Origin of the sequence: Pseudomonas sp. SGAir0191 (genome assembly GCF_002812565.2) — a bacterium.
GTDB classification, from domain to species: domain Bacteria; phylum Pseudomonadota; class Gammaproteobacteria; order Pseudomonadales; family Pseudomonadaceae; genus Aquipseudomonas; species Aquipseudomonas parafulva_B.
In genome coordinates this window covers 4,969,464-4,984,243 of record NZ_CP025035.2, presented here as the reverse complement: position 1 = coordinate 4,984,243, position 14,780 = coordinate 4,969,464, and the positions used below count along the sequence as shown (strand labels likewise).

The window sequence follows — 14,780 nt, the reverse complement described above, 5'->3', positions numbered from 1 at the left end:
GAACCCTCATGCTCCGCAATATTCCCACCCATGTCATTGCTGGCCCGCTGGGGGCCGGCAAGACCACACTGATTCATCACCTGCTTCAGCAGAAGCCTGATCACGAACGCTGGGCCGTATTGGTCAACGAATTCGGGGCAGTAGGACTGGATGCGGCACTTTTGTCCACAAGCCAGAACGGCATCACGATAGCCGAAGTGGCAGGAGGCTGTTTGTGCTGTGTCAATGGGGTGCCGTTCCAGGTAGGCCTGAGCAGGCTTCTGCGCCAGTGCAAGCCGCACAGGCTGTTCATAGAACCATCCGGTCTGGGCCATCCCCTTCAATTGCTTGATCAATTGACCCAGGCGCCTTGGCACGATGTGCTGACAGTTCAGCCGTTAGTAGTCGTTGCTACACCCGCGTCTCTGCGTATTGGCAAGCAACTGCCAACTGCACAATCAGCGGCATTGGAAGCCTGTGAAACGCTAGTTATCAATAAGTCAGAGGTTGTGGATAAATATTTCAAGCTGTTGATAAATAAAGAATTCTCAGGGAAAAGGCTGATATGGACGACCCAAGGTCGGCTTCCTCTCAAATGCCTGCCTGTTCATCAAAACGAGATTGTTGACAGCCCTACCACCGATATCGAGATTGTCGACAATCCGCCAAGGGCACCGCTTGCTCTTTGGACGAACCGGCGTGAGCCGATATGCCAGGTATTTCAAGGAGAGGATGGGTGGAGCATAGGCTGGCGCTGGCACCCCGCGCAGCGCTTTTATCCACAGGCAGTAGATGAGCTGTTGAAGACGTTGACGTGGCGACGTGCCAAGGGTGTTATCAACACTGCACAAGGAAGGCGCTCCTTCAATGCACTGGAAGGTGAGTTGGCACCTTGGCAGCCCAGTGAATGGGCAGCCGACAGTCGCCTGGAGTTGATTTTCGAAAGGCCTCAGCCTGTAGACGAGCTGCAAGCCCGCGTGCAGGAGTGCCTTATGCCTTGATCAGTTGTGCCAACGGTCGTGTTGTTGGCGCCACTGCTGCATTTCGATCACATTGTCCGCGCGCGGGGGCGTCTTGATTTCGAAGGGGTAGGGTGCAAGCTCTATCTGCACGCTGTGCGCGCCGAACTGGGTCACGGTACCAGGGTGACGTTGCTCTCCCGTCACGGTAAATTCGAAGCCGTAAATGCGTGCCAGACGCTTGCGACCGTTGGCATCACGCACGAAGGCAATACGTTTGAGCGCGACGGCGTCATCCAGCAACTGAAGGTCAAGCTTGGCGCAATGTTGTTTGACCCTTTCCAAGGCCTTCTCGCGCAGACCGTGGTTGTGCCACAGCCAAGCGCCTGCCGTCGCCATCACCATCAGGACAAACAGGTTCTCCAGGGTCAACATGTGCGTAGGCTCCAAACAGATCGATCCAGCTTAACTGCGTCCCTGGCCTGTCGTACAGGTGGCAATCACGTTCATACTGCGCGTTGCATGATTCTTGAACAGCTTTGGAAATGACTCGCATGAAACGTACCCCGCACCTGCTCGCCATCCAGTCCCATGTGGTGTTCGGCCATGCCGGCAACAGCGCTGCGGTATTTCCCATGCAGCGTGTCGGCATCAATGTGTGGCCGCTCAACACGGTGCAATTCTCCAATCACACCCAGTATGGCCAGTGGAGCGGAGACGTGCTTGCTCCAACGCAAATTCCTGCGTTGGTGGAAGGCATTTCCAACATCGGTGAGCTGGGGGAGTGTGATGCCGTGCTCTCGGGCTACCTCGGCAGTGCCGAACAGGGGCGCGCGATTTTGGAAGGCGTGGCGCGAATTAAGGCCGTCAACCCGCGGGCCTTATACCTGTGCGATCCGGTCATGGGCCACCCTGAGAAAGGGTGCATCGTATCGCCGCAGGTCAGCCAGTTTCTGCTGGAGCAGGCGATCACCAAGGCTGACATTCTGTGCCCCAACCAGCTGGAGCTAGACAGCTTCTGTGGCCGGCGCGCCGCATCATTGGAGGATTGCGTAGCCATGGCGCGCAGTCTTTTGCTCAAAGGGCCCAAGGTTGTGCTGGTCAAGCATCTGGCTTACCCAGGACGCGCAGAGGACCAGTTCGAGATGCTGTTGGTAACTGCCGAACACAGCTGGCACCTGCGCCGCCCACTGCTGGCCTTCCCGAAGCAACCGGTGGGCGTGGGTGACCTGACTTCCGGTCTGTTCATGGCGCGGGTACTGCTTGGCGACAGCTGGGAGCAGGCATTCGAGTTTGCAGCCTCCGCCGTACACGAAGTACTGCTGGAAACTCAGGCCTGCGCCAGTTACGAGCTGCAGCTGATACGTGCCCAGGACCGCATCGCCCACCCGCGCGTGCGTTTTGAAGCGAGGCTGTTGAGCGCTTAGACGCCGTCGGTTTTCAGGTTCTGGTAGCGTTTTTCCAGTTCCTGGCGAATCTGCCGTCGCTGCTGGCCTTGCAGGAATCGGCGTTTCTCTTCGCTACTCTGCGGTTGGCGCGGCGGGACCGAGACTGGCCGTCGATTATCGTCCACGGCCACCATGGTGAAAAAGCAGCTGTTGGAATGGCGCACCGAGCGCTCACGAATGTTCTCGGTAACGACTTTGATCCCGACCTCCATGGAGGTATTGCCGGTGTAGTTAACCGACGCCAGGAAAGTTACCAACTCGCCCACATGCACCGGCTCGCGAAAGATGACCTGGTCGACTGACAGCGTGACTACATAGGAGCCTGCATAGCGGCTGGCACACGCATATGCGACTTCGTCGAGGTACTTGAGCAGCGTGCCGCCATGTACGTTGCCAGAGAAATTCGCCATGTCGGGTGTCATCAAGACGGTCATGCTCAGTTGGGCGTTTCCAGGTTCCATAAAATGCTCACGGTAAGATTGCGCGCAATCGCGCCAAAGGCTAGCAGGGGCTCTGTTCTGATGAGGCGGCAGCCTGCGTTTAACGGGACGCTCCCATGCTTTGAGGCGTCACGCTGTTTACGCCAGTGACGGCCTTATAGCAGCCGATCTGTTTCATCATATTGCATCGACGGTTCATGGGAAGACGCGATGTTAATCTGAGTACGCCCATGCAACATGGGCAGTCTTTCAATGAATACAGTGTGTACTCGCTGCTTGCTTGGGCCCGCCTCGGCGCAGGCGCGGTCTGCCTGGTAGAACAGCCCAAGACGAGAGAAGGAGAATCACGTCATGCATGCCATCAGCTTCATTCAGGACCTGGCGGTCATCATGCTGGTTGCAGGCGTGGTCACCATTGTTTTTCATCGCCTCAAGCAGCCAGTGGTCCTCGGTTATATCGTCGCCGGTTTCATCATAGGCCCTCACACGCCCCCCTTCGGTCTCATTCACGACGAAGACACCATCAAAACCCTCGCCGAGCTCGGCGTGATCTTCCTGATGTTTTGCCTGGGCCTTGAGTTCAGCCTGCGCAAGCTGTTCAAAGTGGGCGCCACAGCCTTCATAGCTGCCTTTCTGGAAATTGTGCTGATGATCTGGATCGGCTTCGAGATTGGGCGTTGGTTCGGCTGGAACACCATGGATTCCCTGTTCCTAGGCGCAATTCTCGCCATATCCTCGACCACGATCATCGTCAAGGCTCTCAATGACCTGAAGATGAAGAACGAACGGTTTGCACAGCTGATATTCGGCGTGTTGATTGTCGAAGACATACTGGGCATCGGCATCATCGCATTGCTTTCGGGTATCGCCGTCAGCGGCACCGTCAGTTCGGGGGAGGTATTCTCAACCGTCGGCAAGCTGTCACTGTTCATGATCGTTGCCTTGGTGATCGGCATTCTGTTGGTACCGCGCGTACTGGCTTATGTGGCCAAGTTCGAAAGCAACGAGATGCTGCTGATCACAGTGCTGGGTCTGTGCTTCGGTTTCTGCCTGCTGGTCGTGAAACTTGAATACAGCATGGTCCTGGGGGCCTTCCTGATTGGTGCCATCATGGCCGAGTCGCGACAGTTGCTGAAGATCGAGCGTTTGATCGAACCTGTCAGGGACTTGTTCAGCGCTATATTCTTCGTCGCGATCGGTTTGATGATCGATCCGCAGGTATTGGTCGACTACGCCTGGCCGATCGTGGTCATCACCTTGGCCGTTGTATTGGGCAAGATGCTGTCCTGTGGAATGGGCGCTTTCATCGCGGGCAACGACGGGCGCACGTCGTTGCGGGTGGGTATGGGCCTGTCTCAGATTGGCGAGTTTTCCTTCATCATTGCGGCCCTGGGGATGACCCTGCAGGTGACCAGCGACTTTCTCTACCCGGTGGCAGTCGCCGTCTCGGCCATCACCACGCTACTGACGCCCTATCTGATTCGCGCCGCTGATCCGCTGTCGATAAAATTGGGCAACGTAGTGCCTGGGCGGCTGGCTCGTGTGCTGTCCTTGTACGGGGAATGGCTGCGCAATATCCAACCCCAGGGCCAGAGCGCCATGGTAGCGGCGATGATACGGCGCATACTGTTGCAGGTAGGTGTGAACCTGGCATTGGTCATCGCCATATTCTTCAGCGGCGGTTACTTCGCAGGGCGGCTTGGCACTTGGCTCAGCCAGTGGGTAAGCGATGTGAGCCAGCAGAAGGCGGTGATCTGGGGGGCTGCGCTACTGCTCTCGCTACCATTTCTGATCGCGGCTTACCGCAAACTCAAGGCCCTATCGATGCTGCTGGCTGAGATGGGCGTCAAACCGGAAATGGCCGGGCGCCATACTCAGCGCGTACGGCGCGTGATTGCAGAAGTCATTCCGCTGATTTCGCTGCTGGTGATCTTTTTGCTGCTGTCGGCGTTGTCGGCGAGCATTCTTCCCACCAATGAACTGCTGCTGATCATTGCCATAGTGGCAGCGGTGGTGGTCGCCTTGCTGTGGCGTTGGTTTATCCGGGTGCATACACGCATGCAGATTGCGTTGCTGGAAACGCTGGAGAACAACCGGGACAATGGCCACTGACCCTGTGGCGACCGCTGCAGGCAGGCCGTGCTCACGGCCCGCAAGATCCTTCGAGCGAGGTGAGGGTGAGCCTGATCAGCTTTCTAGCCAGACGTCCCGTGCCCAATGCCAAACCGATTCCCAGCTGTCCTCACCGACGAGTTCCTCATCGGCATCCCACAGCACCACGGTGCCATCTTCCTCGACGCAATAGTAGTTGTCGCCGTCCTGGCACAGCGGAATCAGTTCCCGAGGCACCCCGGCGTCCCAGGCATTTGCTGCAACGTCCGGAAGGTAGGTGTGCGACTGCGGGTCAGTCACCGTGACAGGTTCCAGCGAGCCATAGACCACATCGCTGACGTTCAGCAGAAACTCCTTGAACACGAACGGAATGTTGATGAACAGCTGCTCTTCGATTTCAACCAACTGATCCTCGTCTGGAAGCTCAAGGGGGACCGGTACTGGCTCGTTGGCTTCACGGAGTTGTTCGATCACTTCTTCCACGATTCACTTCCTCTGACCTAGATGACAACGCTGCGGGTTATACCCTAGTAGTGCGCTATGGCAAAAGCAAAAACCCCGGGGAGGCCCGGAATACTGTTCACTTGTAATCGTCGGGCGCGTGGCAGCGCCAAGTGAGCAGCATTACGGGGCAAACCCGAGGTTTTTTTTGGACAGCAGGACAGGGTTAACTGTTTTGACGAATACTTGCGGCGAGCCTGAATTGTTGGGGCCGCGAAGCGGCCCCAGGTAACAACTGCTTTGAATAGCAGGGCTGGATTACCCGTTCTGACGGATACCCGCGACCAGCCAAGGCTGGTTCTCGCCCTTGGCGCGTACCATGTGCCAGCTCTCGCTGAACTGTTCACCTTGGTCGAAGCGCGAGTTCTTCGATACGCCACGGAAGGTGAGGGTAGCGTCGGTACGGTCGTCACGCTCATCGACGCCGTCCAGCTGTACATCAAGGTTGTCGATGTAGGTGGACTGGAAGCCATCACCCAGCTCGGCACGCTCGCGCTTGAGGAACTCGAGCATCTGCGGGGTCACGAACTCGGCGATCTTGTCCATTTCATTGGCGTCCCAGTGCTGCTGCAGCGACTGGAAGTGGTTGCGGGCAGCTGCCAGGAAGCTTTGTTCGTTGAACCAGGCTGGCGCGTTGATGACAGGCGATGGCGCTGCCGCCGGTGCAGCCGAACCGCCGAAGATGTTTGGCTGTGCGGCCTGACCATGCACTTCACGCTGCATGGGGGCATTGCCAGGCATGGCCATGTGCGGCTGCTGCTGACGTCGCCGTGCGGCGATGAAGCGGAACACCAGGAAGGCGATGAGCGCGATGATCAGGAAGTCCATGATCTGGAAACCTTCGAAGCCGTCACCCATGAACATGGATGCCAGCAGACCACCGGCGGCCAAGCCCGCCAGGGGGCCCAGCCAGCGCGAAGCACCGCTGGCGGCGGCCGGTGCGCGGCCAGGAGCGGTCGGCGCGGCGGCAGGCGTGTTCGGCGTAGCTTGACGGGTCTGGTGAATGGGCGCGGAGCCAGCGCTCTTGCCGCCGCCAAATCGCTTGGCGTTGGCGTCCAGGCTCAGCGTCAGGCCGACGCAGAGCGCCAGTGCGATGCTAAGAAAACGTTGCATAAATGGGATATCCCCTGTTGTGGATTGCACGCGCGTCATGGTGCACATGTTCCAAGGCATATGACCAGCGACATAATGTTTCGAGCTTTTGCTTGATATGACTTATTTGAGCAGGCAACGACGCAGGCGTTCACACTTGAGTTCGCCCCTGGACTGACGGCCTGTCCTCAGATTGCTTCAAGCTTGGCGTAGCCCACCATCAACCATTTGCTGCCTTCGGCAAAGTTGACCTGTACACGAGCCTGGGCCCCGGAGCCTTCGAAGTTCAGGATGACCCCTTCACCGAAAACGGAATGCTGCACGCGCTGGCCGAGGTTGAATGCGGTTTCGGGGATATCCGCATTGGCAAACAGGTGGCTGTTGAGGGCTGTCTTCGGAGTGCCGAACGGGCGGCTGACACTGTTCGACAAACGTACTTCCTGCACCAGACCAGCCGGAATCTCGCGTACAAAGCGAGACACCTTGTTGTAGGTCTCACTACCGTAGAGCCGTCTTGTCTCAGCATACGTCATGACCAGCTGACGCATTGCGCGGGTAATGCCCACGTAGGCCAGGCGGCGTTCTTCCTCAAGACGACCTGGCTCCTCCAGGCTCATCTTGTGCGGGAACAGTCCTTCCTCCATGCCCACCAGGAACACGTAGGGGAATTCCAGGCCTTTGGCACTGTGCAAGGTCATCAGCTGCACACTGTCCTCGTGCTCGTCAGCTTGCGTGTCGCCGGCTTCGAGCGAGGCGTGACCAAGGAAGGCGGACAGTGGAGAGAGGTCGGCGTCCTCTTCGGTCGATTCGAAGTTGCGCGCTGCGCTAACCAGTTCCTCAAGGTTTTCCACCCGTGCCTGACCCTTTTCACCTTTTTCTTCCTGGTGATAGATGATCAGCCCGGACTGTTCGATGGTGGTCTGCGTCATGGTATGCAGCGGCATGTCTTCGACCTTGGCGGCAAGCCCGTCGATCAACTCGATGAACGCACCCAGCGCGCTGGCAGCCCGGCCCTTGAGCGCTTTTGCGGCGATGAGCTGGCACATCGCCTGCCACATCGAGACCTGGCTGTGACGTGCATGCTCGCGAATGGCCTCGACGGTTTTCTCGCCAATGCCGCGCGGCGGCACGTTGATCACGCGTTCCAGCGCCGCATCGTTGCCGCGGCCTTCAATCAGTCGCAGGTAGGCCATTGCATTCTTGATCTCTGCACGCTCGAAGAAGCGTTGGCCACCATAGATACGATAGGGAATCCGCTCGCGCAGCAAGGCTTCCTCGAGCACCCGTGACTGGGCGTTCGAGCGATACAGAATAGCGATTTCGTCACGCGCGTTGCCTTGCTTGATCAGGCTTTCAATGGTCTCGACCACATAGCGTGCTTCGTCGTGTTCGTTATAGGCGGCGTACAGCGTAATGGGTTCACCTTCACCCATGTCGGTCCACAATTCCTTGCCCAGGCGCCCACTGTTGTTGGCAATCAAGGCGTTGGCAGCCTTGAGGATGCCCCCGGTGGAGCGGTAGTTCTGCTCCAGGCGGATCAACTCGGCATCTGGGAAGTCAGCCGTGTACTGGTGGATGTTCTCGATCTTCGCGCCGCGCCAGCCGTAAATCGACTGATCGTCATCCCCCACCGCCATCAGGCTGTCGCCACCACGGGCCAGCAGACGCAGCCAGGCGTACTGCACGGCGTTGGTATCCTGGAACTCATCGACCAGCACGTGACGGAAGCGGCGTTGGTAGTGGGCCAACAGGCCTGGGTGATCGCGCCACAAATCCAGGGCGCGCAGCAGCAACTCGGAAAAATCGATGACACCGGCGCGCTCGCAGGCCTGCTCGTATGCGGTGTAGACATCGCGCATGGTAATCAGGAACAGGTCGCCGCCTGGCTGAATGTGCTGCGGGCGCAGGCCTTCGTCTTTCTGGCCGTTGATGAACCATTGGGCCTGGCGTGCCGGCCACTTCTGTTCGTCCAGCCCCAGCTCGCGCATCACCCGTTTTACCAGGCGCTGCTGATCGTCGCTGTCGAGAATCTGGAAGTTCTGCACCAGCCCCGCTTCCTGCCAGTGGGCACGCAACAGCCGATGCGCCAGACCGTGGAATGTCCCCACCCACATCCCTGCAGGGTTGATGCCCAACAATTGCTCGATCCGGTGGCGCATTTCCGCAGCAGCCTTGTTGGTGAAGGTCACCGACAGGATCGAGTGCGGGGATGCCTGCTCCACCTGGATCAGCCAGGCGATGCGATGCACCAGCACACGGGTTTTACCGGAACCGGCGCCGGCAAGCACCAGTTGACGCCCGACCGTAGCCGCTACAGCCTGGCGTTGGGCATCATTGAGGGAATTCAGCAGGAGGGATAGGTCATCTGTGCTCATCTCGCCATTCTAGGGGGACGCTGAGCCAGGGGCAAACATCTACTGTATGAATATTCACCTTGGGCCCCTGCCGTTCATCGCGACAAGGGCGCCTGGGTCACACCAGGGCGCCATCTTCGGCGCACTGGCTGGCTGCATCAGTCGAGCGCCTGGAGGTCTTCGATTGCGATGCGCAGACTGCCATCTGCATGGATGATCTCCAGCATTTTGAAACCACACGGCCCTTCACGCAGGTATTCGACAGTCTTCTCGGTCAATACAGCATTGGCGATGACCCCAGTGTCCACCAGCTTGAGTTGCAGAACCTCCCAGCCGCCCCGGTGGCGAACTGCCGGCTCGATGAGTACCGGCTCGAACGCCGGACTTGGCACGGTGACGACACCGTGAACCCGGAAGGATTTCTGACCGCCTGCGGTCTGGTTGTAAGCAACGAAGTCTCTGAGTGTGCTCATGGGAGCCTCCTTGATGGTGAAAGTAGCGCGTATGCGCATCGCTACTGTCTCCGTATCAAGGCAGGGCTACGATTGGGCAACGCTTCACCCGTGCCAGTTTCTGCCATGGCGGGCGAGCAGGCTATTGGCCTGCTCAGGACCATTGCTCCCGGCAGGGTACGAGCGCGGAGCCTGGAAATGCGCTTCCCAGCCCTTGATGATGGGATCCACCCACGCCCAGGCGGCTTCGACCTCATCGCGTCGCATGAACAGGGTCGAGTCGCCTTCGAGCACGTCCAGCAACAAACGTTCGTAGGCTTCCCAGCGACGTGTCTGGCTGAAGACCTGGGCCAGGTTCAGGTCCAGGTCGACCGGCTCCAGGCGCATGCCCTTGCCGGGGATCTTGGTCATCATGCGCAGGCTGATGCGCTCGTCTGGCTGTAACTGAATCAACAGCTGGTTGACCTGGCCACCCTCGAACAGCGCATGCGGTACAGGTTTGAACTGGATGACGATCTGCGAGGAGCGCCGGGCCATGCGCTTGCCCGTGCGCAAGTAGAAGGGCACGCCAGCCCAGCGCCAGTTGTCGATGTGCACTTCGATGGCGACGAAGGTCTCGGTATCACTGTCGTTATCGACGTCCTTTTCAAAGTAATACGCGCCTACCTCCTGACCGCCGATATATCCGGCCCCGTACTGGCCACGAACAGTCTTCTCCTGGACGTCTTGTCCGGTAATCGGCTGAAGCGCTCGGAGAATTCGCACTTTCTCATCACGCACGGCCTCGGCTTCGAACTGCGCAGGCGGCTCCATGGCCACCAGGCAGAGCAGCTGGAGCAAATGGTTCTGCAGCATGTCGCGCATGGCCCCTGCTCGGTCGTAGTAGCCACCACGGTTCTCCACGCCCAAGGTCTCACCGACACTGATCTGCACGTGATCGACCTGCCCATTGCGCCACACCGGCTCAAGGAGTGCGTTGGCAAAGCGCAAGGCCATAAGGTTCTGGACGGCTTCCTTGCCCAAGTAGTGATCGATACGGAACACCTGCCGCTCTTCGAACACCGCTCCGATCGCTTCATTGATGGCAGTGGCCGACAACAAGGAGTGCCCGATCGGTTTCTCGAGCACAATACGCGCTTCGCTGTCGGCCAGCCCTGCGGTATGCAAATGGCTGGCAATGGGCGCGAACAGCGAAGGCGCGGTGGCGAGATAGAACACGCGCATCAAGCCCCCGGGCTCGCCCAGGTAGCGTGCCAGCCGAACGAAATCAGCACTCTGGGTCGCATCCATCGCGAAGTAGTCGACCCGGGCACAAAAGCGTCGCCAGATGTCTTCGTCAAAGTCGCGAAGAGCGATCTGTGCCCGGCAATGCCGCTCTGCAAGCTTGAGGTAATCACTGCGCGGCAGAGGGCGCCGAGCCAGGGCGATTACCCGCACGGCAGGGTCGAGGCGATTGTCACGAAACAAGTGGTAGAGCGCGGGCAGCAACTTGTGCAGGGCCAGGTCGCCCGTGCCGCCAAAGACCAGAATGTCGCAAGGAATAGTCAAACCACCACGCTCCACGTTCGTTTAACTGGGCGGGTTGCCGTCCATGTAGTATAACTACAAGAAAGCTACAACCCGGCCAGCCGATCATAACCGAGTCCAGCCCGTGAATCTGTTGCAACATATCGCCCAATCGCGCCACCTGCTGCGCAAATCGGAACTGAAAGTGGCCGATCACGTGCTGCTGGACCCGGCCGCCGTCATGCACAGTTCGATGGCCGACCTGGCACATAGCGTCGGTATCAGTGAACCGACCATCGTACGTTTCTGCAGGGCCATCGGGTGCTCGGGGTTTCAGGACCTGAAGTTGAAACTGGCGCAGAGCCTGGCCGCCGGGGCCAGTTTTGGGCAGTTTGCCATTCATGAAGACGACTCTGTCGCCGATTACAGCCTCAAGATCTTCGACACGACCCTGCATACCTTGATGGAGGTGCGCGAGCACCTTGACCCACAGGCGCTTCAGCAGGCCGTCAGCGCCATGGCGCAGGCGCAGCGTGTGGAGTTCTATGGTTTCGGCGCGTCCGGGGCCGTGGCAGCCGATGCCCAGCACAAGTTCTTCCGTTTGCTGCTTAGCGCGGCGGCGTACTCCGACCCGCACATGCAGGCGATGTCCGCCGTGACGCTCAAGCCTGGCGACGTAGCGGTGTGCATTTCGCAATCAGGCCGCTCGAAGGACTTGCTGATCACGGCCAACCTGGTCCGTGAAAGCGGCGCCAACCTGATCACGTTGTGCCCCAGCCAGACCCCGCTGGCCGAGCTGTCCACGGTCAACCTGGCCATCGACGTTCATGAAGACACCGAGATCTATACGCCTCTGACCTCGCGCATTGCTCACCTGGTGGTCATCGACGTGCTGGCCATGGGCGTTGCCATGGCGCGCGGTCCAAGCCTGGTCAATCACCTCAAGAGCGTCAAGCGCAGCCTGCGTAGCCTGCGACTGTCGCCCAAGTCGATCAAAGCCCATGACGACTGAAGCCTGCTTCGGTTCCACGGGTCGGCGCCATCATCGTTCACGACGCTGTCATCATCGCGCCTTCAAACGGTAAAACCATCGGGTCATTCTGAGCCTTCCGCATCCTTTCCGGGAATCAGGCAATGGCTCGTGACCACGACGGCATCTACCAACCCAACGCCAAGGCTCGCAAACAGCAGGAAAAGGACCAGCGACGCATGGAGTACCGCCGCGCCATCGAAAGCTACTGTGACCAACGGCAACTCTTGCGTGATGTCGCTGATTATCCTGACTTCGACGGGCTCACTACCTGGCAGGCAGCAGCGACGACTGACCTGAAAAACGCTCGACCAATGCGCTGATCAATGACCGCTCGCTGCGTATGAAGGCCTGAAAGGCGAGTGCGACCGGCGATTGCCGCTTGGCCTTGGATTGAACGACGCACCAGCTGCGGTACAGCGGCAACTCCTCGACGGGCAGTTCTACCAGGTTTCCCGTGGCCAGCTCCATGTTCACGGCATGGCGGGTCAGCAACGCGATACCCAACCCGGCTATCACGCATTCACGCTGGGCATCGGCCGAAGCTACTTCGAGGGTTTGGGTGAAATGCACGCGCTTTTCCTTGAAATACTCCTCGCAAGCCTTGCGGGTGCCTGAGCCTTGTTCGCGTATCAGCAGCGTATGGGGCTCGAGGTCTTGCAGGCGCAGCCGCGGCAGCCTGCACAGGGCATGCTCCGGCGGCGCGACGGCGATGATCGGGTTATTCAGGAACGGCAGGAAGTCCAGCCCCATGTCCTGCGGCACCATGGACATGATGATCAGGTCATCACGGTTATCAGATAGCCGCCGGATGGCCTGTGCCCGGTTGACCACGGTCAAGGTCAGGTTGACTTCCGGGTGCCGCCGCTTGAATGCCGCGAACAGATGCGGCACGAAATACTTGGCGCTGGACTCGATCGCCAGCTTCAACTGCCCTTGCAACGACCCCTGCATGTCCGACAACTGCATATCCAGGCTCTCCAGACGCCCGAAGATGTCGTGGCTGGCCCGTTGCAGCGCTTCGGCGGCTTCCGTGAGGTACAACTTCTTGCCCACGTATTCGAACAACGGCTGGCCAATCAGCTCTTCGAGTTGACGGATCTGTAGACTAACGGCGGGTTGCGTGAGCGCCATCTCTTCGGCCGCGCGGCTATATGAGCGAAGATCACACACCTCATTGAAGACCTGCAATTGACGCAATGTCATACGCATCAAGGACTTACGCATTTTATTCGACTCGTCGGCAATACCTTGTAACTTCACTATAAGCTTTTGCTAATACTGCCCCTAACAAATATTGATTTTTGTTTATCGACCTATAGCGCTAGGGTGAATCTGCGACTGGCCGAACAACAACGGGCCACGCGCCGACCGGTAGAACCGTGTCGACTGTTCATACGGCTTTGGGAAGAATCCAGTGATAAAAAAAATCCTGATCGCCAACCGAGGTGAAATTGCAGTTCGGATCGTGCGCGCTTGCGCCGAAATGGGCATCCGCTCGGTAGCGATCTTTTCCGACGCCGACCGGCACGCGCTGCATGTAAAGCGTGCAGACGAAGCCTACAGCATTGGCGCAGAGCCACTGGCCGGGTATTTGAATCCTCGCAAGTTGGTGAACCTGGCAGTGGAAACGGGCTGCGATGCCTTGCACCCGGGCTATGGCTTTCTCTCGGAAAATGCGGAGTTGGCCGAGATCTGCGCCGAGCGCGGGGTCAAGTTCATCGGGCCTGCTGCCGACGTCATTCGCCGCATGGGCGACAAGACCGAAGCGCGCCGCACCATGATCGCCGCGGGCGTTCCGGTCACCCCAGGCACAGAGGGCAACGTCGCCGACATTCACGAGGCGCTCAGTGAAGGTGATCGTATTGGTTACCCAGTAATGCTCAAGGCGACGTCGGGTGGTGGCGGCCGTGGTATTCGCCGCTGCAACAGTCGCGAAGAGTTGGAGCAGAACTTCCCGCGCGTGATTTCCGAGGCCACCAAGGCATTCGGTTCGGCGGAAGTGTTCCTGGAAAAGTGCATCGTCAACCCTAAGCACATCGAGGCGCAGATTCTCGGCGACAGCTTCGGCAATGTCGTGCACTTGTTCGAGCGCGACTGCTCCATCCAACGCCGTAACCAGAAGCTCATCGAAATTGCACCGAGCCCGCAACTTACCCCAGAGCAACGCGCGTACATCGGCGACTTGGCAGTACGTGCAGCCAAGGCGGTGGACTACGAGAACGCCGGTACCGTTGAGTTTCTGCTGGCCGATGGCGAAGTGTATTTCATGGAAATGAACACACGTGTGCAGGTCGAGCACACCATCACCGAGGAAATTACCGGTATCGATATCGTGCGTGAGCAGATCCGCATCGCATCGGGCCTGCCCCTGTCGGTGAAGCAGGAAGATATCCAGCACCGTGGTTACGCCCTGCAGTTTCGCATCAATGCCGAAGACCCGAAGAACAACTTCCTGCCCAGCTTTGGCAAGATCACTCGTTATTACGCGCCAGGTGGCCCCGGTGTGCGTACCGATACCGCCATTTACACCGGCTACACCATTCCACCGTTCTACGACTCGATGTGCCTGAAGCTGGTGGTGTGGGCATTGACGTGGGAAGAGGCCATGGATCGCGGCCTGCGGGCCTTGGATGACATGCGTGTACAAGGGGTCAAGACCACTGCGGCGTATTACCAGGAAATCCTGCGTAACCCGGAATTTCGTAGCGGTCAGTTCAATACCAGCTTCGTTGAGACCCACCCGGAACTGACCAACTATTCGATCAAGCGCAAACCCGAAGAGCTGGCCCTGGCCATCGCTGCCGCCATCGCCGCCCACGCAGGCATTTGAATACAGCAGCAAGCTGCGAAACCCAGATTGCCAGCCAGCGCCAACGCGTCTGTGCAGGCCGGCTGAGGCGTGAA

Annotated in this window: 14 protein-coding genes; 6 read left to right on the top strand and 8 right to left on the bottom strand. The window is 58.8% G+C overall.

The window, feature by feature from the left end; translation table 11 throughout:
- Positions 1–8: 8 nt before the first annotated feature.
- Complete coding sequence (locus CWR53_RS22445) at positions 9–980, top strand: GTP-binding protein (RefSeq protein WP_100852521.1); 972 nt, start codon at positions 9–11, stop codon at positions 978–980.
- Here CWR53_RS22445 and CWR53_RS22440 read toward each other — a convergent pair whose 3' ends face one another.
- Positions 981–1,373 (bottom strand): DUF3301 domain-containing protein, encoded by a 393-nt coding sequence (locus CWR53_RS22440; protein ID WP_058602729.1) that lies wholly within the window; start codon positions 1,371–1,373, stop codon positions 981–983.
- 119 nt (positions 1,374–1,492) lie between these two features.
- Between CWR53_RS22440 and pdxY the strand changes: the two genes are divergently transcribed.
- The gene (gene pdxY / locus CWR53_RS22435) at positions 1,493–2,365 is read left to right on the top strand and encodes a pyridoxal kinase PdxY (RefSeq protein WP_100852520.1); all 873 of its coding nucleotides are present in this window, start codon (positions 1,493–1,495) and stop codon (positions 2,363–2,365) included.
- Here pdxY and CWR53_RS22430 read toward each other — a convergent pair.
- Entirely contained in the window at positions 2,362–2,847 is a 486-nt protein-coding gene (locus CWR53_RS22430) for an acyl-CoA thioesterase (protein WP_023532667.1), read from the bottom strand. The genes pdxY and CWR53_RS22430 overlap by 4 nt on opposite strands.
- Before the next feature lie 330 nt (positions 2,848–3,177).
- On the opposite strand from CWR53_RS22430, the gene CWR53_RS22425 reads away from it, so the two are divergent.
- Complete coding sequence (locus CWR53_RS22425) at positions 3,178–4,938, top strand: cation:proton antiporter (protein WP_058602731.1); 1,761 nt, start codon at positions 3,178–3,180, stop codon at positions 4,936–4,938.
- Between the two features lie 75 nt (positions 4,939–5,013).
- Here the strand turns inward: CWR53_RS22425 and CWR53_RS22420 are convergent, their stop codons facing one another.
- The 5 genes from CWR53_RS22420 to zwf all read right to left on the bottom strand — a co-directional run bounded on the left by CWR53_RS22420 (position 5,014) and on the right by zwf (position 10,885).
- A complete protein-coding gene (locus CWR53_RS22420) occupies positions 5,014–5,421 on the bottom strand; it encodes an SMI1/KNR4 family protein (protein WP_023532298.1) in 408 nt (135 codons plus the stop codon).
- Positions 5,422–5,697: 276 nt separating this feature from the next.
- Positions 5,698–6,552 (bottom strand): Tim44 domain-containing protein, encoded by an 855-nt coding sequence (locus tag CWR53_RS22415; RefSeq protein WP_058602732.1) that lies wholly within the window; start codon positions 6,550–6,552, stop codon positions 5,698–5,700.
- Between the two features lie 167 nt (positions 6,553–6,719).
- Positions 6,720–8,906, bottom strand: a complete 2,187-nt coding sequence (gene uvrD / locus CWR53_RS22410) for a DNA helicase II (RefSeq protein WP_100852519.1) — start codon at positions 8,904–8,906, stop codon at positions 6,720–6,722.
- Between the two features lie 137 nt (positions 8,907–9,043).
- Positions 9,044–9,358, bottom strand: a complete 315-nt coding sequence (locus CWR53_RS22405) for a hypothetical protein (RefSeq protein ID WP_058602734.1) — start codon at positions 9,356–9,358, stop codon at positions 9,044–9,046.
- Between the two features lie 84 nt (positions 9,359–9,442).
- A complete protein-coding gene (gene zwf / locus CWR53_RS22400; protein ID WP_058603071.1) occupies positions 9,443–10,885 on the bottom strand; it encodes a glucose-6-phosphate dehydrogenase in 1,443 nt (480 codons plus the stop codon).
- A gap of 103 nt (positions 10,886–10,988) precedes the next feature.
- Here zwf and hexR point away from each other — a divergent pair, with 103 nt between their 5' ends.
- Positions 10,989–11,855, top strand: coding sequence for a transcriptional regulator HexR (hexR, locus tag CWR53_RS22395; protein WP_023532857.1), 867 nt, complete (start codon positions 10,989–10,991; stop codon positions 11,853–11,855).
- Positions 11,856–11,977: 122 nt separating this feature from the next.
- On the top strand, positions 11,978–12,196 hold the full coding sequence (locus CWR53_RS23310; protein WP_100852518.1) for a PA3496 family putative envelope integrity protein: 219 nt from the start codon (positions 11,978–11,980) through the stop codon (positions 12,194–12,196).
- Here CWR53_RS23310 and CWR53_RS22385 read toward each other — a convergent pair.
- Positions 12,141–13,100 (bottom strand): LysR family transcriptional regulator, encoded by a 960-nt coding sequence (locus CWR53_RS22385; protein ID WP_100852517.1) that lies wholly within the window; start codon positions 13,098–13,100, stop codon positions 12,141–12,143. The genes CWR53_RS23310 and CWR53_RS22385 overlap by 56 nt on opposite strands.
- 190 nt (positions 13,101–13,290) lie before the next feature.
- Between CWR53_RS22385 and CWR53_RS22380 the strand changes: the two genes are divergently transcribed.
- Positions 13,291–14,706 (top strand): acetyl-CoA carboxylase biotin carboxylase subunit, encoded by a 1,416-nt coding sequence (locus tag CWR53_RS22380; RefSeq protein WP_058602736.1) that lies wholly within the window; start codon positions 13,291–13,293, stop codon positions 14,704–14,706.
- Positions 14,707–14,780: the final 74 nt, after the last annotated feature.